Origin of the sequence: Novosphingobium sp. ZW T3_23 (assembly GCF_044987305.1) — a bacterium.
Lineage (GTDB): Bacteria > Pseudomonadota > Alphaproteobacteria > Sphingomonadales > Sphingomonadaceae > Novosphingobium.
Map to the genome: position 1 here is coordinate 175,719 of NZ_JBJDRF010000002.1, position 19,453 is coordinate 195,171.

At 65.8% G+C, this 19,453-nt stretch carries 15 protein-coding genes; 10 read left to right on the forward strand and 5 right to left on the reverse strand.

Annotated features, from left to right (window positions below; genetic code table 11):
- The first annotated feature begins 1 nt into the window (after position 1).
- Positions 2–961 (forward strand): ATP-grasp domain-containing protein, encoded by a 960-nt coding sequence (locus ACI3K3_RS02060; RefSeq protein ID WP_404911708.1) that lies wholly within the window; start codon positions 2–4, stop codon positions 959–961.
- Positions 954–1,619, forward strand: a complete 666-nt coding sequence (locus ACI3K3_RS02065; protein ID WP_404911709.1) for an HAD family hydrolase — start codon at positions 954–956, stop codon at positions 1,617–1,619. Before ACI3K3_RS02060 ends, ACI3K3_RS02065 begins: the two co-directional genes overlap by 8 nt.
- A 162-nt stretch (positions 1,620–1,781) precedes the next feature.
- Here ACI3K3_RS02065 and ACI3K3_RS02070 read toward each other — a convergent pair whose 3' ends face one another.
- The 5 genes from ACI3K3_RS02070 to ACI3K3_RS02090 all read right to left on the reverse strand — a co-directional run bounded on the left by ACI3K3_RS02070 (position 1,782) and on the right by ACI3K3_RS02090 (position 8,905).
- The gene (locus tag ACI3K3_RS02070; RefSeq protein ID WP_404911710.1) at positions 1,782–2,351 is read right to left on the reverse strand and encodes a sugar transferase; all 570 of its coding nucleotides are present in this window, start codon (positions 2,349–2,351) and stop codon (positions 1,782–1,784) included.
- Positions 2,352–2,365: 14 nt separating this feature from the next.
- Positions 2,366–4,711 (reverse strand): GumC family protein, encoded by a 2,346-nt coding sequence (locus tag ACI3K3_RS02075; RefSeq protein WP_404911711.1) that lies wholly within the window; start codon positions 4,709–4,711, stop codon positions 2,366–2,368.
- Positions 4,712–4,905: 194 nt separating this feature from the next.
- A complete protein-coding gene (locus tag ACI3K3_RS02080) occupies positions 4,906–6,096 on the reverse strand; it encodes a glycosyltransferase (protein ID WP_404911712.1) in 1,191 nt (396 codons plus the stop codon).
- Entirely contained in the window at positions 6,093–7,532 is a 1,440-nt protein-coding gene (locus ACI3K3_RS02085) for a lipopolysaccharide biosynthesis protein (protein WP_404911713.1), read from the reverse strand. The genes ACI3K3_RS02080 and ACI3K3_RS02085 overlap by 4 nt, the downstream gene beginning before the upstream one ends.
- Positions 7,529–8,905, reverse strand: coding sequence for an O-antigen ligase family protein (locus ACI3K3_RS02090; protein WP_404911714.1), 1,377 nt, complete (start codon positions 8,903–8,905; stop codon positions 7,529–7,531). Before ACI3K3_RS02090 ends, ACI3K3_RS02085 begins: the two co-directional genes overlap by 4 nt.
- A gap of 255 nt (positions 8,906–9,160) precedes the next feature.
- On the opposite strand from ACI3K3_RS02090, the gene ACI3K3_RS02095 reads away from it, so the two are divergent.
- The 8 genes from ACI3K3_RS02095 to fusA all read left to right on the forward strand — a co-directional run bounded on the left by ACI3K3_RS02095 (position 9,161) and on the right by fusA (position 19,419).
- Complete coding sequence (locus tag ACI3K3_RS02095; RefSeq protein ID WP_404911715.1) at positions 9,161–10,546, forward strand: polysaccharide lyase family 1 protein; 1,386 nt, start codon at positions 9,161–9,163, stop codon at positions 10,544–10,546.
- On the forward strand, positions 10,543–11,751 hold the full coding sequence (locus ACI3K3_RS02100) for a glycosyltransferase family 4 protein (protein ID WP_404911716.1): 1,209 nt from the start codon (positions 10,543–10,545) through the stop codon (positions 11,749–11,751). Before ACI3K3_RS02095 ends, ACI3K3_RS02100 begins: the two co-directional genes overlap by 4 nt.
- A gap of 186 nt (positions 11,752–11,937) precedes the next feature.
- Positions 11,938–12,537, forward strand: a complete 600-nt coding sequence (locus tag ACI3K3_RS02105) for a polysaccharide biosynthesis/export family protein (protein ID WP_404911717.1) — start codon at positions 11,938–11,940, stop codon at positions 12,535–12,537.
- A gap of 49 nt (positions 12,538–12,586) precedes the next feature.
- Positions 12,587–13,774, forward strand: a complete 1,188-nt coding sequence (locus ACI3K3_RS02110) for an outer membrane beta-barrel protein (RefSeq protein ID WP_404911718.1) — start codon at positions 12,587–12,589, stop codon at positions 13,772–13,774.
- A gap of 255 nt (positions 13,775–14,029) precedes the next feature.
- Entirely contained in the window at positions 14,030–15,595 is a 1,566-nt protein-coding gene (locus tag ACI3K3_RS02115) for an arylsulfatase (protein WP_404911719.1), read from the forward strand.
- 678 nt (positions 15,596–16,273) lie between these two features.
- Positions 16,274–16,645 carry a 30S ribosomal protein S12 gene (gene rpsL, locus ACI3K3_RS02120; RefSeq protein WP_007682177.1) on the forward strand — a complete coding sequence of 124 codons (372 nt, stop codon included), beginning with the start codon at positions 16,274–16,276 and terminating at the stop codon, positions 16,643–16,645.
- 92 nt (positions 16,646–16,737) lie between these two features.
- On the forward strand, positions 16,738–17,208 hold the full coding sequence (gene rpsG / locus ACI3K3_RS02125; protein WP_404911720.1) for a 30S ribosomal protein S7: 471 nt from the start codon (positions 16,738–16,740) through the stop codon (positions 17,206–17,208).
- Between the two features lie 126 nt (positions 17,209–17,334).
- Positions 17,335–19,419 carry an elongation factor G gene (gene fusA, locus ACI3K3_RS02130; RefSeq protein ID WP_404911721.1) on the forward strand — a complete coding sequence of 695 codons (2,085 nt, stop codon included), beginning with the start codon at positions 17,335–17,337 and terminating at the stop codon, positions 19,417–19,419.
- Positions 19,420–19,453 lie beyond the last annotated feature (34 nt).

The following is a 19,453-nucleotide window of genomic DNA, read 5'->3' on the forward strand; positions in this document are numbered from 1 at the left end:
GGTGGTACGGATACTTTTCACATCGGCCGGGCGCCGGGTCGAGCTGACTCGCTGCTTCCGCCGCGCGGCGGAGAAGCTGGGCCTGCGCGCGGAAATCCACGCCTGCGACCTCGAACCGGAACTCAGTGCCGCCTGTCTGGAAGCCGAAGCGGCCTTCCAGGTGCCGCGCTGCACCGCGCCGGACTACGTCGAGCGCCTGCTGGACCATTGCGCGCGCGCGAAGATCGACCTGCTGGTGCCGACGATCGACACCGAACTGGACGTGCTGTCCCGCGCGCGGGAACGGTTCGCGCAAGTGGGCACGATGGTCCACGTCAGCGCCCCCGAGACGATCGACGTGGTGCGCGACAAGGAGCGCACCATCGCCGTCCTGGCCGAGGCCGGCGTGCCGGTGCCGCGCACCGCCCGGATCGAGGACGTGCGCGCAGACCCCTCCGGCTGGGCTTTTCCGCTCTTCGCCAAGCCGGTGGGCGGCAGCGCCAGCCGGGGCATCGGCGTGTTGGAATCGGCTGCCGACATCCGCGACGACTATCCCGAGCCGATGCTGGTGCAGGAACTGCTGCGCGGGCCGGAATATACGATCAACATGTACCTCGACGCGCGCGGACGGATGCGCTCCGCCATTCCGCACTTGCGCATTTCGACCCGAGCGGGCGAAGTGGAGAAGGGGCGCACCGTGCGCGACGCGCGGATGATCGCCATCGCCGGCCAGATCGCCGCCGCGCTGAAGGGCGCCGAGGGCGTGCTGTGCTTCCAGCTCATCGACGATCCCGTGTCCGGCCCGCGCGTCTTCGAGATCAATGCCCGCTTCGGTGGCGGTTATCCGCTGGCCGACCATGCTGGTGGCCGCTTCGCCGAGAGCCTGCTGGCGCGGGTGGCGGGGCTCACCGAATGCGCGAGCGAGCACTGGCGCGAGGGCGTGACCATGGTGCGCTACGACAGCGCCGTGTTCCGTGGTTGAGATCGCGAATCAGGTCCTTGTTCTCGACCTGGACGACACGCTCTATCTGGAACGCGATTTCGCGCTGAGCGGCTTTGCGGCGGTGGGGCGGCACCTGAAGGAGAGCCACGGCGTCTCCGGCTATGCCGACCATTGCGCGCGTCTGCTGGACGAAGGCCACCGGGGCACCGTGTTCGACGCAGCCCTTGCCGCCATGGGGCTGGCCACGATCGAGGTCGCGCCGCTGGTGGCACTCTACCGGGGCCATGCGCCCGAGATCGCGCTGGCCGAAGACGCCCGGCGCCTGCTCGACCGGCTGGGCGCGCGGGCCAGCGCGATCATCACCGACGGCCCGGCGCAGACCCAGGGCAACAAGGTGGCGGCGCTGGGGCTTTACGAGCGGATCGGCAAGGTGATCCTCACCGGCCTCCTGCCCGAAGGCTGCGGCAAGCCCCATGCCATGGCATACGAAATGGTAGAGCAATGGTCCGGCCGACCGGGGGCGGAGCACATCTATATCGCAGACAATGCGGCGAAGGACTTCCTCACCCCGCGCGCGCGCGGCTGGACGACCGTCCAGATCCTGCGCGAAAGCCGCATCCACCCTTGCACCGCGCCGACGCCGGAGCATGCGGCGCATCATGTTGTGGGGTCTCTGGACGAACTCGAACTGGGCTGAGGCATCCACGACCCCGTCATCCCAGCGAAAGCTGGGATCGCTGTGGCCATGTTGTGAGGTTTCGTCAGGGCTCTGATGCGGCCCAGCGCGAAGCGTGGAACTAGGCCGACAGCGGTCCAGCTTTCGCTGGGATGACGTGCGCTGTCGATCGAAACTCGCCCTTTAATCCGCCAGCACGACCTCTCGCGAACGCCGCTCGCCGCCCACCATGACCCAGAGCGTCAGCATGACGATCCGCATGTCCAGCAGCGGCGAGGCATTGTCCACGTACCACAGGTCCAGCGCGATCTTCTCGTCCAGCGAGAGCAGGGTATTGCCGTTGACTTGCGACCAGCCAGTGAGCCCCGGCCGCACCCGACCCCGCGCCACGCCGCGAGGCCCGAGATCGGCGATGGTCTCGGGCAGCAGCGGGCGCGGGCCGACGAAAGTCATGTCTCCGGCAACCACGTTCCACAGGCCCGGAAGTTCGTCCAGCCGGCTGCGGCGCAGGAAGCGGCCGAAGGCGGTGACGCGCGCTTCGTCGGGCAGCGGTTTGCCGTCCGGACCGGTGGCCTCGCGCATGGAGCGGAGCTTGAGCAAGGTGAAGTCCCGCCCCTCGCGGCCCGCCCGGCGCTGTCGGAACAGCACCGGGCGGCCCATCGAGATCATCGTGCCGAGCCCCAGCAGCAGGAGCAGCGGCAGAAGGGTGAGCAGAAGCAACGCAGCGAGCAATCGAAGGGAAGCGAAGGCCACTCGCGCGCTCCTGCTCACGCTTCCGCGGGGCGCCAGGAATGGCCCCGGAAGAAGCGACGGACCTTGGCCGCCCACTCGTCGCGAGTGGGGACCGGCGAAGAGTAGTAGCTGGCGGAGTCCGCATAGAACTGCACCGAGTCGCCATAGCGGCGGCGGGCATGTTCGGCGTAGTCCACCTGGTCGAAGATCACGCCGCTGACGCTGTCGTCCAGCATCTCCAGCGCGGCGCGCATCTGGTCTCCGGTGGTGTGGCCCCAGCGGGCGACCAGCACGGTCTGGTCCGCGAAGTGGCACATGGCGCGCGCGTCGCGCACCGCCAGGGCGGCGGGGGCATTGATGATGACCAGTTCGAAGCGCGCCTTGAGCTGTTCGAGCAGGGTCTTGAGTCGGTTGGAGGACAGCAGCAGCGCGGGTTCCGCCACCGGCTCGCGGGCACTGAGCAGCACGATCTGGCTGGCGCCGTCAGGCTGTTCGATGACTTGCGAGCCGTCCGGGGAGGTCAGCCGCGAACCGTCGTAGGGGTGTGCGGAACGCGGGCCTACCAAGCTGTCGAGATCGGCCCGGCCGCAGACGATGTCTACGAGGTCGGGCATCTGCATCTCGTTCTGGAGCTGCTGGAGCGCGCCGCGCTTGCGCAAGTCGAGGTCGAGGATCACCGTGCGGTCGCCCATGGCGATGCCGGCGGCGGCCAGGGTCAGCGAGACGGTGGACTTGCCGTCGCCGGGCAGCGGCGAGGTGACCAGCACCACCTGCGAATTGCCGCCTCTGCGATCCAGCGCCCGCACTTCGGTATAAGTGGAGCGGGCGACTTCGGCGAAGAGCGACTGCGGCTCCTTGATGACCGGGCTGTCCTTGGGATCTTCCGACAGGCTGTTGTTCAGCAGGGGCAGCATGCCCAGCGTTGGCAGCCCGAAGAGGCGGCGGATCTGTGCGGTGGTGCGCAGGCGGTCGTCCAGGAAGTCGCGGGCGAAGGCGATCAGGAAGGCCAGCACGCTCGATCCCAGCAGCGCGGTGATCGCCATCTTGACCGGCGCCGGCGCGACCGGGTCGTAGTCCGGAACAGCGGGAGAGACGACCGAGGAGGACACGCCTTCCATCTGCATCTGCGCGCGCACCTGCTCCACGCGGCCCGCGATCGCCTTGTAGGCATCGTCCGCCAGGGTCGATTCGCGCACCAGCTTTTCGAGCTGCACGGAGTTGGCGGTGTTGCGGTAGGCGGTGGAGCTGAGGCCGGCGACGATGCCTTCGAGGCGGCTGGCCTGTGCGCTGTCTCCGGCAGCCTGGCTGCGCGCGAGTTCGCTCATCTGCGCGGCCTTCGCCGAGGCGTCCGCCTGTGCCGCGCCCTGAACGCGGGCCTGTTCCCTGACGATGCCCTCGTTGACGGTGGTGAGCTGGGAAGCGAGGCGCTTCACGTCGGGATGGTTGGGCCCGAGGCTGGTGGAAAGCTTGGAGGTTTCGGCGATGAGTTCGCCGCGCGTCCGTTCCAGCTGGTCGAGCACGCCGGAACTGGCGAGCGCGGTGCTCTGCATCCGGCTGGCGCGGGCAATGCCGGCGCTGCGGGCCATGGCCGCATCGCGCGCGGCGACGGCCGAGGCGCTCTGCACGGCGATGCGGTTGAGCTGGGCGAGATCCTCGGCGCCGCCCGCACCCGTCAGCATCTGGTGCTGGGCGCGGAAGTCGGCGACGCGCTGGGCGGTTTCCTCGGCCTCGATGGCGCGGGACTGCTGTTCCTGCTCAAGCGAGGCCAGCAGTTCCGAGCGGCGTTCGTTGGTCTTCATCGTGCGCAGCGAGCGGACCGAGACGGGGATCTGGTTGGCGATCGCCGCCGCCAGAACCGGCGAACCGGCGGTCACTCCGATCTCCACGAGGTCCGATCCGGCCTCGGAATTGATCGAGACCATCGACAGCACCTTGCTGGTCGCCACCTGCTGGAGCACGCGCTTGTCCTCGGGGATCTTGCCCAGTTCCCTGAGGAAGTCGTTGTCCTTGGTGAGGTGCAGGTCGTTCACCACCTGCTCGGCGGCGGAGCGAGAGCGATGCAGGCGCACGGCGTTGGCGACGCGCTCGGCATTGCGGGAATTGACGTCGGCCTGGTTGGTGCCGACTTCGTCGATCAGTTCGACCTGGACCGTGGAAGAGGCCCGGTAGAGCGTGGGAGAAAGCAACTGCTGCACCAGTACCGCCAGCGTGATGCCGCCGACGATCAGCGCCATCATGACGCGGTGGCGGGATATGACGCGAAGCAGGTCGCGCGGCCCGACCTGCTGGTCGGATGAGGATGATTCATCCCGAGACAGCGCCGGTCCGCGATAATGCGTCGGCGCGCCGCCGATCGGGCTAGGCGCGATTGCAGTTGACATGTGTGCCCCTCCAGAGAGGTGAAGTTCGCCGCCCGTCCTGAAAAAGGAGTGGAGCGGCCTTTGATCCCTGCCGCCCCCCCTCGGGACGGGCCTGGTGCGTAACCGCCCAAACGGTACGGTCTTCAGCGTGGACTATGCGGTCAAAGCGGAAACCCGCAAAAAGGGCATCCGGGACGGCCGCGGCCTAATAGAGACTAGTCCTTTCGGGGGACGCGGCTGCGCAGCAGGGAGGTGTAGAGTTCGAGGTGCCGCGCGGCGGCATTCTCGATCGTGTATTCCCGGCTGGTGGCCAGCGCACCTTCGGAAAACTGCCGATATAGCGAATTGTCCTGAGACAGCCGAAGGATAGCCGTCGCCAGCGCCTGGGGCCGTTCCGGCTGGCAGAGCAGCCCGTTCTGGTCCGGCCGCACCAGGCCCCGGTTGCCCGCCACGTCGGTCGCCACCACGGGCAGGCCCATGGCCATGGCCTCGAGGATGGCGACGGAAAAACCCTCGTAATGGGAGGTATTGAGATAGAGGTCGCTGCGGGCGAGCAGATCGGGCACGTCGCGCCGTTCGCCCAGGAACTCGACGACCTGCTCCAGCCCCAGCGCGCGGACCTGGGCGCGCAGGTCCTCCAGCCCATCGCCGCCACCCGCCACGCGCAGTATCGGCGGCGGCACCGCGTCGGTGGCATGATCACGCAGGGCGCGGGCGGTCTCGATCAGCAGCGAATAGTTCTTCTGGGCGGAGATCGCGCCCACGCTCAGCACGTTGCACGGCTTGCGGGAAGCGAGTCGCGGGCCGCGGGCCTTGTAGCGGCTGGACGGGGCGTTCTGGATCAGCGTGAACGGCCGCTTCGACAGGCGCCGGTACATGCTCGCGGTGTCGTTGCTGATGGCGACGTAATGGTGAACCGCCCGGTCGATCGCGGCGAACAGCCCCGGCGGGAAGCTCAGGCGGCTGTTGTGGTAGGTGAAGACGATCGGCCCGGAAAAGCCCGAGAACGCCAGCATGGCCACCGCGCGCACGGAATGGACATGGACCACGTCCGGCCGGAAGGCGGCAAGGTGGCGGCGCAGCGCCACGACACCCGGCACCAGGCGCCGCCGTGCGCCCAGCCGCAACGATTCGAAGGCACAGCCGCTCTCGGCGATCTGGGCGGCGAGTTCGGCTTCCATTTCCGCCGAATTGCCCAGGGTGGGTGCATCGCAGAAGACGACGATGGTGCCGCGCGCGCCCCGTGCCGCGAACGCGGCGTTGAGGTTGGTCACCAGGATCTCGGCCCCGCCGGAGGTCAGACTGGTGATGATCGAGCTGACCCGCAGCGGCCGGGCGGGGTTGACCTTCCGGTCGAACGCGGTGGCGGGGCGGTCGAACTCGGTGGCGGGCGCCTGTGCGGTCATGGCTCGGCCTCGTGGGAGGGAACGGTTGCCGCGTTCGCCCGGTCTTCCCGCTCGGCCTTGCGCAGGCCGCGCCAGAAGGCGGTGTCGAGCAGGATCAGGTTGGCCACGCCGAAGGCGATATGCGCATAGTTGGCGCCGAGGGCACCGAACCGGGGGATGAGCACGAAGGCGGCGGCGAAAAAGGCGGCGGCGGAGACGAAGCTGGTGATCAGCACGAAAGTCGGCCGGTTCATCGCCAGCAAGGCGGCGCGGGCCGGTGTCGTGTGGAGGGTCAGCAGCACGGCCACCAGCTGGATCAGCAGCAGTTCGTAGCTGTCGGAAAAGCCCGGTCCGAACACCAGCTCGATCGCGGGCCTGCCGATCAGCCAGCAGGCACCCAGCGCGCCCAGCGCGATCGCCGCCAGCGAGAGTTGCAGCATCGAGACGAGCTGGCCCATCTTGCCCGGCCCGACCTTGCTCCACAGGCGGGCGAGGTCGGGGTAGATCACCGTCTGGATCATGTCCCCTGCGGTCTGCGCCACGCGTGCGATGCGGCGGGACAGGTAGTAGAGCCCCGCCGCGCCCGGCCCGGCGAAAGTGCTGACCAGCAGCGTGTCCATCTCGTGCGTCATCGTGCGCAGGGTGGAGGACAGGTTGGTCGATATGGCGAACCGCATGAAGCCGGGGAACCGCGCGGGCAGGTTGCGGCGGTCGGCCTTGAGCGGGCTGGGCACGCCGGTGTCGGACAGGGCGCGGAAGCCCAGCAGGTTGAACAGCGCCGAGTCGAAGATCTGGCTCACCGTCCAGACCAGCACGAACCACACCAGGTCGGCGTCGAGTATGTAGAGCAGCACCGCCAGGAAGAAGCGGGCCACGAACGAGGCCAGCTGGACATAGGCGAGCGTGCGGAACCTGCCCGAAAGGCGCAGCGCCGCACTGGACATGCCGCGCGGGTTGCAGGCGATGGCGCAGGCGTAGATCGCCACGAGATCGATATTGCCCCGGCCCAGGCCGATCAGGTCGCCCGCCAGCCAGCCCACCACCACCGACATCACGGCTGCAATCAGCGCGCTGCCGACGTCGAGCAACAGTCCGTAGGCGTAGAGCGAGGAGATGCGGCCCATGTCTCCCTTCTCCTCCTCCGCCGCGACGAAGCGCACCAGCGGCTGCCACGATTCGAAGCGAATCAGCCTTTCGCACACGCGGCCGATCGAGAGGATCACGGCGAAGATGCCGAACTGTTCCTGTCCCAGCGAACGGGTGGCGATGGCGAGGCTCGCCATCATGATCATCACCCCGCCGAAATTGCCGGACAGCAAGTGGCCGATGCTGGCGAGGTGCGGCTTGAGCATCTCGATCCCGCCCCCGCGCGGGCGCAGGCGTTCGGCAAGGGATGTGTGGCGGCGAGCCAGGACCTTGCTGGCCGTGGCCTCGCCGGCGCTTTCGGTTGAGGTCATCCTGCTTCCGAGGTCCGTTCTGTTTCTGGGGTCAGATCGCGCCCGTTCCATGAAGGGCGCCGTGCGGAAATGAAGGAGGCGGCGGCGCCGGCCGTGGCGAGCGCGAACATCAGCATCACCGGCCCGTTCCACATCCGCGCGAACATGTGCGGCAGCGACATTGCGTAGAGGAAGAACACGCCAAGGATGGCGAGGGCCGAAACCCCGTCGGTGCGACTTCGCGCGGCGATGAAGGCGCCATGGACGAACATCGCGGCGAACATCAGGCTCAGCCCCAGGAACGAGACGATGCCGCCTTCGTTCAGCACCAGCAGGTAGAGCTGGTGCACCGGCATGCCGTAGACGCTGGCCTTGCGATAGCCGTCGCTGCCCAGCCCGATCAGCAGGTTGTCGCTGGACATCTGCCAGGCCTCCTGGATCAGCACGGAGCGACCGACGAACGTGCCGGCCTTGGTCGGATCGCCCGAGACCACCGCTTCGCCCACCCGCTGCTCGAACACCGCCGGCACCGGGCCGCCCAGGCCGACATAGGCGGCGACCACCAGGACCACCGGCAGGGCGATGGTGATCACCGTGCGGATGCGGGAGAGCGCCAGCACGAAGCCGATCGCTAGGATCGTGCAGGAGAAGGCGGTGAAGCTGGCGGAATAGACCATTCCGGCGACGATCACGAGCGCCAGCGGCACGGCCGTGACCGGGCGCAGGCGCTTCTCGATCACCGCATGGAGCAGGAAGATCAGCGCAAAGACGCAGACCGCGCCGTTGGAATTGGGCTCTCCGGTGAAGGCGCCGAGGCGGCCGTTCCCGGTGACCACGTACTTGTTGACGTACTGGTTGATCATGTCGCGGCTGAACAGGTTGACCAGCGCGATGCCCACCGCCTGCGATACCGCCACGCCCCAGACGTAGGCGTTCGCCGCCTTGCGCAGCGTGGCCAGCGAACAGTTGGCCAGGACCATCGGGATCAGCAGCAGCGCGAAGGCATACTGCCCGGCGACCACCGGCCAGCGGGCGAAGTCTCCGTGCATGGTCGAACCCACCAGCATCCCGCCCAGCAGCATGACCAGTCCGCACACCCAGAGTACCGACATGCGCCCCATCATCCGGGCGTTCAGCCCGCGCGAGACGAGCATGAGCAGGATGCAGACGATCAGGATGATGTCCGACATCGTCAGGTTGAAGGCGGGAATGCGCCCGACCTGCCACCAGCTCAGGAAGAAGGCGGCGGCCGGCAGCAGGAAGCCGATGGCTCTATCGTAGGGCGATTCGGGCGCGCGAGCGGGCCGATAGGTGCCCGGCATCCTGAACGGACCCCGCAGGATGTCCGGTCTTGGCGTCCCCTCTTCGGGAGGCTGGGTTAGGATAGCGGCCATGGCCGGATCATGGGCAGGGCATGGGCTCAAGGCAAAGGCCAGTCCGGACGAGCGCCGGGCGCATAGATGTTAGCGCGAAAGGGGGAGGGAGGGCGCCCGGCTAAGTCCAATTGGTAACTTGTGCACGCGCGGGTGGAGGGTCAGGCTTCGGTCCTGCATGGCTCTGCGCGGGCACGCGGGTGATCGCCATTTTCGCACGGTCGCTCCGCAAGTCCCTGATAGAACGGTGAGCTGGACCCCGGCGGGAGAAACGGCATGACTGCGGCAAGGTCTTCCAAGAAGTTCACGTTCCGGACGATCCTGGTGCTCATGGCCGTGGGCCTGTCCATCGCGGCGATCATGCTGGGCCTTGCCGGCACCGTCAGCGAGACAGTGATGGCCGCGGCTCCGGTTGTGAAAGTGCCCGCCGGCAAGAAGTCCTTTCCCGCCGCCGTGGGCTATGGCGCCACCAGCGTGGGCGGGCGCGGCGGCCGGATCATCTACGTCACCACCCTGGCCGATTCCGGCACCGGTTCGTATCGCGCCTGCGTGACTGCCAGCGGTCCACGCGTCTGCGTGTTCCGGGTCAGCGGCGTGATCCGCTTCACCCAGCGGCCGCCCTGGATCATGACACCCTACCTCACCATCGCCGGCCAGACCGCGCCGGGCGGCGGCATCACCCTGGCCCATGGCGGCGGCAGGAACGGCCTGACGCCGCTGGTCATCAAGAACACCCATGACGTGGTGGTGCGCGGCATTCGTGTGCGCAACGACCGCATCGGCGGCAACCGCGAGGCCGAAGACAGCATCACCATCGAAAAGAGCAGCCGCGTGGTGATCGACCATGTCAGCGCCTCCTGGGCGCGCGACGAGCTGATCAACGGCTATGACGACAACGACGAGATCACGATCAGCAATTCGATCTTCGCCTGGGGCATTCCCAAGCACGACAAGTGCGCGCTGCTGGCCAGCGATCCGGTCGACAAGCAGAAGCTCAGCTTCATCGGCAACCTCTGTGCCCACAACGGCGATCGCAACCCGGACATCAACTTCCCCAAGGGCTCCTGCGTGGAAGTGATCAACAACGTGCTCTACAACGCCGCCTCGGAATTCGCTGAAGTCTGGGAAAGTTACGGCGGCAGCCCGGTCTCGATCGTCGGCAACAGCTTCATCGCCGGGACCAACACCACCGCCCAGAGCCGCGGCATAGCCCGAGAGACGCAGGGGTCGACGGGGACCGCCTCGATCTATCTCTGGGACAATGCCTTCGACGGCAACTTCAAGCACGTCAGCCCGGAAGTGGTGCCCGCCCAGATCCAGCAGGCGCCGTGCCCGCTGACGGTGCAGCCGATGAGCGCTTCTGCCGCCTATGACGCGGTGCTCGCCCGCGCCGGCGCCTTCCCTCGCGACTCGATCGACAAGGCGGCGGTGGCGGACGTGAAGAACCGCAAGGGCCGCATCGGCGAGCCGGTGCCCGCGCTTCCGGTTCCGGCCAGCGGCACGCCTTATGTCGACGACGACAAGGACGGCATGGACGATGCCTGGGAGCGGGCCAACGGCCTCGATCCCACCCGCAACGACGCCTGGGCCGACCGGAACGGCAACGGGATCGAGAACATCGAGGAGTTCCTCACCTACCGCGAGAAGGGGTTCGGTCTTTGAACAGTATCGCTGCGCCGCTGGCGCCCGGTTTCGAGCGGAGCGGCAGCGATGCCGTTACCTCCACGCGTGCCTTGCGCATCTGTTTTCCCTTCGCCGGGGATGAACTGGGCGGCAGCCATGTGTCCGCGCGCGGGCTGATGGAGGGGCTCGATCCGGCACGTTATCGGCTGCTGGTGGTTCCCGAGGTGCCGGAGGGTACCATAGCCGAGTTCTTCTCCGCCTTTGCGCAAGGCGGCGATCCCGCAAGGCCGAGCCGTTCCTTCGTACCGGGTGCGCGCTTCGGCATCGGCAAGGTGCTGCGCACGCTTGCCGGCGTTCCGCGCCGCGCCCGCTTCCTGCGCGAAAACGCGATCGACGTGGTGCACAGCAACGACGGGCGCAGTCATGCCAGCTGGGCGCTGGCGGCGCGGCTGGCGCGCGCGCGGCTGGTCTGGCACCATCGCGGCGATCCCGATGCGCGGGGCCTGCGCTTCGTGGCGCCGCTGCTGGCGAGCCGGATCTTCACCGTCTCGCGCTTTTCGTTGCCGCAGGGCTCCGGCAAGGCGGCCCGGGCGGCACAAGTGGTCTACAGCCCTTTCGACACCACCGTCACCGCCGACTGGGCCAAGATGCGGCGCACCCTGGTCGAGGAACTCGGCTGCGCCGAAGATGCGGTGATCTGCGGCTGGTTCGGCAATTTCGTGCAGCGCAAGCGTCCGCTCGAATTCGTCGATGCGGTAGAGCGGCTGGGCGCCTTGCTCGACAAGCCGGTGGTAGGCCTGATGTTCGGCGATCCCCGCAATACCGAAGTGGGCGACGCGCTTCCGCAGCGGATCGCGCGGGTCTCCGGAAACGCCCGCGTGCACATGATGGGCTACCGCAGCCCCGGCCACGAATGGCTGGCGGGCTGCGATCTCCTGCTGGTTCCCGCCGCGCGCGAGCCGCTCGGCCGCACGCTGGTGGAAGCCATGCTGGTGGGCACCCCGGTAATCGCCACCGATTCGGGCGGCAATCCGGAAGCGCTGGAGGGCGGCTGCGGCGTGCTCTGCCCGCTCGACGATCCTCTGGCGATGGCGCGCGCGGCGGCAGACCTGCTGGCCGATCCCGAACGAATCGAAGAGATGCGCACCCGCGCGAAGGAAGCGGCCCGCCGCCGCTTCTCGCGCGAGAACCATATCCGTCAGGTGACGGCGACCTACGACGAACTCGCCGGCATGCGTTCGTAGGGTGAGGCCTGTTTTCCACGAGGATTAGCCTCTCTCGCCCGAGTATTCACCTGATAACCCTTAATAACCAAGGCATTCCGCCGGTCTTTCGGTCAACCTGCAATCCACGGTTCCGCTGAGGATCGCGCCCCTTTCGAAGGGATCGCGAACGCCGGGCGGGTTCATTCTTGAGGGAGGGCAAACCCAATGATTCACGGTCCTGCAAGCCTGCTCCGGCCGCTCATGGCGGTGCCGCTGGCACTGTCGCTCATTTCGACTTCGATGCTCGGCGCCTGTTCGTCGCCCACGGCATCGTTGCCCACGCTCGCGTCCGCTCCGGCAGGAAACTACCGGGTGGGCGCGGGCGACAAGCTCCACATCGTGGTGCAGGACCTGCAAAGCGCCAACGGCGATTACATCGTCGAGGACAGCGGCGCGATCTCGCTGCCCTATATCAAGCAGGTCACCGTCGCCGGCCTCACCTATCGCGAGATAGAGCAGGGCATCGCCGCCTCGCTGCTGCGCCAGGGGATCATGACCGGCGATCCGGTGGTCAACGTCGGCCCGGTGGAGCTGCGGCCCTTCTACGTCGTGGGCGAAGTCAACAAGCCCGGCCAGTTCGAATACCGCCAGGGCATGACCGTGCTCGCGGCGATCTCGGCGGCGGGCGGCTACACCTATCGCGCCAAGACCGGCAAGGTGGCGGTGACCCGCGTGGTCGACGGCAAGGACGTGACCGCCAGCGCCGACGAGTTCGCGGTGATCATGCCGGGCGACCGCATCCGCGTCTACGAGCGGTGGTTCTGAGGCCGTGCGGGGGGCAATCGCACTCGCAGCGCCACTTCCGTTCCTGCTCGTGACACCGCAGCAGGCCTGGGCCCAGGCGCGCGATATCGGCTCGACCGCTTCGGCGGTCTATCCCAACGACAGGGAGTATCGGCAACTGCCGATGCGCCTCGGTTCGCTCAACGTCAGTCTCGGCGGCGAGGCGCGGGTGGAGTACGACACCAACGTCTACGCCACCCCCAGCAACGCGCGCGACGACATCCACCTGGAACTGACACCGGAGCTTCAGGTCGATACCGGCCCCGGCACGTTCACGGGCCAGGCCCATGCCTCGGCCACGATGCGCCGCTTCGCCAACCTCAAGACCGAGAACACCGAGGCGTGGTCGCTCGACGGCACCTTGCGCTGGTCTCCGGCGGTGACGACCTCGTTCGTCGGCCGTGCCTTCTGGAACCGCACGGTCGAGGAACGCGGCAGCCCGGAATCACGGCAGGATCCCAATTCCGGCCCGCGCGAGATCGACAGCATCGGTACCGACTTGCGCTTCCGCCACATGACGCGGCGCCTGCTGTTTGACCTCCAGGGCAACTTCACCAAGTTCGACGCCGTCTCCCGCGCGGACGACAACCGAGACTTCAACGGCATGAACGGGGTGGCGACGGTGGGCTGGCGCGTCACCGGGATCACGTTCGTCACTGCCAGCGCCTTCATCGCGCGGCGCGACTTCCGCCTGGAGTACACGCCCACCGGGGAAAAGCGGAACACCACCACCTGGGGTGGCCGCGTCGGTGTGGAGTTCGAGCCGGGCGGGGTGCTCCAGGGCAACCTCTCGGCCGGTGTCTTCCGCTTCAGCCCGGATGAGAAGACCGTGCCCGGCCGCACCGGCCTGTCCGTCTCGGGCAGCCTGACCTACCGGCCGAAACAGCGCACAGCGATCATGCTCGACGCCTTCAACGGCGATGTCGCGACTTTCCGCAGCGGCGCGCAAGGGCGTACCGACACGACGCTCAAGCTGTCCGTGCAGCAGGAAATCCGGCACAACCTCTTCGCCACCGTGGCGGCGGGCTACCGGGCCACGCGCTATGTCGGAACCGGCGTCAAGGAGCAGACCCCGACCCTCCAGGGCGAAGTGGAATACATCGTCTCGCGCAACATGTCGGTGGCGGGCTATGCCACCTTCGGCAAGCGCAACAGCGACGACGCATCGCAGGAGTTCGACCGCCTCAAGCTGGGCGCCTCGTTCCGCCTGCGGTTCTGACGCGCCTCGCCCCAAGAGCGCAGACCGACGATCTTCGCGTGGACCGGGCGCCTCCATCGAGGCGCCCGGTCCACGTTGTGTTTCCAGAGGCCATTCGCACCATTTGAACGCCTCGTTGAGGCCATTGACTGGGTTACGCCCTCATAAGCTTTTGACCCTAGGGTTGGCCGTTCGCGGTCTCGGGGTTAGTCCCGGTTTATTCGCTATCGGGGCTGCATCACATTCCACCAGGATTTCCCCTGCTGGAGAAGCTCGATGCCTGCGAAAAAGCCCAACATCATTCTCATCCTGTCCGATGACTTCGGTTATGGCGATGCCGGATGCTATGGCGGCGGTGAGAACCGGGGCGCGCCCACGCCCAATATCGATCGTCTTGCGGCAGAGGGGCTGCAATTCCTGTCGTTCTACGCGCAGCCTAGCTGCACGCCCGGCCGCGCAGCCGTGCTGACGGGCCGCATTCCCAACCGTTCCGGTATGACGACGGTCGCCTTCCAGGGGCAGGGCGGCGGTCTTCCGGCTGCCGAATGGACGCTTGCTTCGGTGCTCAAGACGGCCGGTTACAAGACCTTTTTCACCGGCAAGTGGCACCTTGGCGAAGACGATTACGCGCTGCCCAACGCGCATGGGTACGACGTGATGAAGTATTGCGGCCTCTACCACCTCAATGCCTACACTTACGCGGATGCCGAGTGGTTCCCTGAAATGGACGATGACCTGCGTCAGATGTTCGCCAAGGTCACCAAGGGCTCCCTGTCGGGCAATGCCGGTGAAAAGGCCAAGGAGGACTTCAAGATCAACGGCCAGTATGTCGACACCCCGGAAAAGGGAGTCGTGGGCATTCCGTACTTCGACGGATATGTCGAAAAGGCCTCAATCGATTACCTCGACACCGTCAAGGACACCGACGAACCCTTCTTCATGCACATCAATTTCATGAAGATGCACCAGCCGTCGATGCCGCATCCCGATTTCAAGCACAAGTCGATGGCCAAATCGAAGTATGCCGACTCGATGGTCGAAAACGATGCCCGCATCGGCGCCATCATCGACAAGGTTCGCGAACTGGGCCTGGACGACAACACTTACGTGTTCTGGACCACCGACAACGGCGCCTGGCAGGACGTCTATCCCGATGCCGGCTTCACCCCCTATCGCGGCACCAAGGGTACTGTCCGCGAAGGCGGCAACCGCGTTCCGGCGCTGGCATGGGGCCCCGGCATCAAGCCGGGCAGCAAGAATTCGGACATCGTCGGCGGCCTGGACTACATGGCGACGTTTGCAAAGCTGGCCGGCGCCACGCTGCCGACCGAAGACCGCGAAGGCGAACCGATCATCTTCGACAGCATCGACATGTCGCCGGTACTGTTCGGAACCGGTCCGTCCGACCGGAAGGTGTGGTTCTACTTCACCGAAAACGAACTCACGCCCGGCGCCGTCCGCAGCAAGCAGTTCAAGGCCTGCTTCAATTTGCGCGGCGATAACGGCGCGCATACCGGCGGCCTTGCGGTGGACAGCAACCAGGGCTGGAAGGGGCCGGAAAGCTACGTGGCAACCGTGCCGCAACTGTTCGATCTCTGGCAGGATCCGCAGGAACGCTACGATATCTTCATGAACAGCTTCTCCGAACACACCTGGGCGGTGGTTACCATCAACGACGAAGTGAAGAAGTTGATGCAGACCTACCTCAAGTATCCGCCGCGCAAGATCCAGAGCGAGACCTATTCCGGTCCGATCACGATTAGCCAGTACGAGCGGTTCAAGCACGTCAAGGACCAGCTTGCCGACAGCGGGTTCAACATCGGGTTTGCAACCGGCGCCTGACCTAGAGCGGCTTCCGATCCGGCTGCACCGGACCAACCGCTCTAAGTTTCTGAGTTACCGCATTTTCCGAGTCATCAGGTGTTCCACCTGATCAGAAAATGCTCCAATCGGCCCGACGTGCCAAAAAGCAGGAGAGGCGGGGCCGGCGCAATGCCGGCCCTGCATTCGTGCCGGTCGTCGGCACCCGCAGGGCCTCGCTTCGGCTTGACCCTAACGGCTAAATCTCCTAAGGGCGCCCATCTCCTTTGGGCTTGCCCATGGGAAACGACATAGAGCTGAACATTGTCATGTCAGCATTTCCGGGACTTTTGCCGCTGCTTCGTAGCGGATCGGTCCAGATGGATGCCTTCGATCCGAGTCGGACAAGAGGGCGCTACCGGAAAGGCGCATGGCAAAGTAATCCGGTGCATTCTGCCGGGTGGAGTGTTTTTCGGCTCACGTTCGACGGTCGCGATGTGCGGGCCGCCAGGCGTTTCGGCTTCGGTCGGGCGTTGGCAGGTCGGGGTACTCGGGCGGTTCGGCGTGATCTCTCGAAATTCTTTCCTCCTTTCAGATGCTCCGGGCTCCCTGTCGGACTGCCCCTCGGGGTGCGAAGGGTTCGCGCCGGTGCCGCCTGTTACGAACGGGAACTGGCTCCGGCCCGGATCCATCGCACTCCCATTTGAAAGAAGAGTATAGATGCCCACTATCAACCAGCTGATCCGCAAGGGTCGCGAGCCGCAGAAGGCCAAGTCGAAGGTTCCTGCGATGGAGCAGAACCCGCAGAAGCGCGGCGTTTGCACCCGCGTTTACACCACGACCCCGAAGAAGCCGAACTCGGCTCTCCGCAAGGTCGCCAAGGTGCGCCTGACCAACAGCCGCGAAGTCATCTCGTACATCCCGGGTGAAGGCCACAACCTGCAGGAGCACTCGGTCGTGCTCATCCGCGGCGGCCGCGTCCGCGACCTTCCCGGCGTTCGCTACCACATCCTGCGCGGCGTGCTCGACACCCAGGGCGTCAAGGATCGCAAGCAGAGCCGCTCGAAGTACGGCGCCAAGCGTCCGAAGTAAGCCGGCCCGCGAGGCTTCGCGCCTCGCACGGTAGAAGATTTACCGGCCGGTGATGCTCACGCTCCCGCCCGAAAGAACAAGGAATATCAACGATGTCACGTCGTCGTCGTCCCGAGAAGCGGATTATCCTGCCCGATCCCAAGTTCGGGGATCTCATCCTGTCGAAGTTCATGAACAACCTCATGTACGACGGCAAGAAGTCGGTCGCTGAAGCGATCGTCTATGGTGCCATGGAAACCATGGAAACCCGCGCCAAGTCCAACCCGGTCCAGCTGTTCCACGACGCTCTCAACAACGTCGCGCCGCAGATCGAAGTCCGCAGCCGCCGCGTCGGTGGTGCGACCTACCAGGTTCCGGTCGAAGTCCGTCCGGAGCGCGCCCAGGCTCTTGCCATCCGCTGGCTGATCACTGCCGCCCGCAACCGTCCCGAGACCACCATGGCAGCCCGTCTGTCGGGTGAGCTGCTCGACGCAGCCAACAACCGCGGCAATGCCGTGAAGAAGCGCGAAGACACGCACCGCATGGCGGACGCGAACCGCGCCTTCTCGCACTACCGCTGGTAATGCGTGGTGTCGTCCGGCTGGCCCCCTTTGCGGGAAGTCATCCGGGCGTCACACTTTTATTTCAGGGGGCGAGGTCTTATCTGAAGGCCGCCTCGCTTCCGAAACACTCCTGGTAAGGAAATCACCATGGCACGCAGCCATCCGCTCAATATGTACCGTAACATCGGTATTATGGCGCACATCGACGCCGGCAAGACCACCACGACCGAGCGTATCCTCTACTACACCGGCAAGTCCTACAAGATCGGCGAAGTCCACGACGGCGCTGCTACCATGGACTGGATGGAGCAGGAGCAGGAACGCGGCATCACCATCACCTCGGCTGCGACCACCTGCTTCTGGACGTCCGAGGGCCAGGAATACCGCATCAACATCATCGACACCCCCGGGCACGTCGACTTCACCATCGAAGTCGAACGCTCGCTGCGCGTGCTCGACGGTGCGGTCGCGTGCTTCGACGGCGTTGCCGGCGTTGAGCCGCAGTCGGAAACCGTGTGGCGCCAGGCTGACAAGTACGGCGTTCCGCGCATGTGCTTCATCAACAAGCTCGACCGTACCGGTGCGAACTTCAAGTACTGCGTGCAGTCGATCATCGACCGCCTCGGTGCGAAGCCTGCCGTGCTCTACATTCCGATCGGCCTCGAAGCCGACCTGAAGGGCCTGGTCGACCTGGTTCACAACCGCGCGATCGTCTGGAAGGACGAATCGCTCGGCGCCGAATTCTTCTACGAAGAAATCCCGGCCGACCTCGCTGACGAAGCCGCCGAGTACCGTACCGCGCTCATCGAACTCGCCGTCGAGCAGGACGACGAAGCGATGGAAGCCTACCTCGAAGGCAACGAGCCCGACGTCGACACGCTCAAGAAGCTGATCCGCAAGGGTACGCTGGGTCATGCGTTCGTGCCGGTCGTCTGCGGTTCGGCGTTCAAGAACAAGGGCGTTCAGCCCCTGCTCGACGCCGTCGTCGACTACCTGCCTTCGCCGCTCGACATCGAAGACGTCCAGGGCGTCAAGGTCGACAGCGACGAGGCCGACAGCCGTCCGCCGGAAGACAGCGCGCCGTTCTCGGCTCTCGCGTTCAAGGTCATGAACGATCCGTTCGTCGGTTCGCTCACCTTCTGCCGCATCTACTCGGGTACGCTCTCGAAGGGCTCGTACCTGAACTCGGTGAAGGGCAAGAAGGAAAAGGTCGGCCGCATTCTCGAAATGCACGCCAACGACCGTAAGGACATCGAAGAAGCCTTCGCGGGCGACATCGTTGCACTTGCCGGCATGAAGGAAACCACTACGGGCGACACGCTCTGCTCCGAAAAGGCGCCGATCGTTCTCGAACGCATGGAATTCCCCGAGCCGGTCATCGAACTGTCGGTAGAACCGAAGACCAAGGCCGACCAGGAGAAGATGGGCGTCGCGCTCAACCGTCTCTCGGCCGAGGATCCCTCGTTCCGCGTCACCACCGATCACGAATCGGGACAGACGATCATCAAGGGCATGGGCGAACTTCACCTGGACATCATCGTCGACCGCATGCGTCGCGAGTTCAAGGTCGAAGCCAACGTCGGTGCTCCGCAGGTCGCCTATCGCGAATACCTCGCCAAGCCTGTCGATGTGGACTACACCCACAAGAAGCAGTCGGGCGGTACCGGTCAGTTCGGTCGCGTGAAGATCAAGGTCACGCCGGGCGAGCGCGGTGCGGGCATCACCTTCAAGGACGAGATCAAGGGCGGTAACATTCCGAAGGAATATATCCCCGCGATCGAAAAGGGCATGCGCGAAACCGCTGCCTCGGGCTCGCTGGTCGGCTTCCCGATCATCGACTTCGACATCGTCCTCTACGACGGTGCCTACCACGACGTCGACTCGTCGGCCCTGGCCTTCGAAATCGCCGGTCGCGGTGCCATGCGTGAAGTCGCGCAGAAGTCCGGCATCAAGCTGCTCGAGCCGATCATGAAGGTCGAAGTCGTCACCCCCGAGGAATACCTCGGCGACGTCATCGGCGACATGAACAGCCGTCGTGGCCAGATCCAGGGCACCGACAGCCGCGGCAATGCCCAGGTCGTCGAAGCCATGGTTCCGCTGGCGAACATGTTCGGCTACGTGAACCAGCTCCGCTCGTTCACCCAGGGTCGTGCAAACTACTCGATGTTCTTCTCCCACTATGACGAAGTCCCGGCGAACGTCGCGGCTGAGGTCAAGGAGAAGCTTGCCTAAACGGCAAGATCATTCTAGGGGCGGCGCCTGTTTC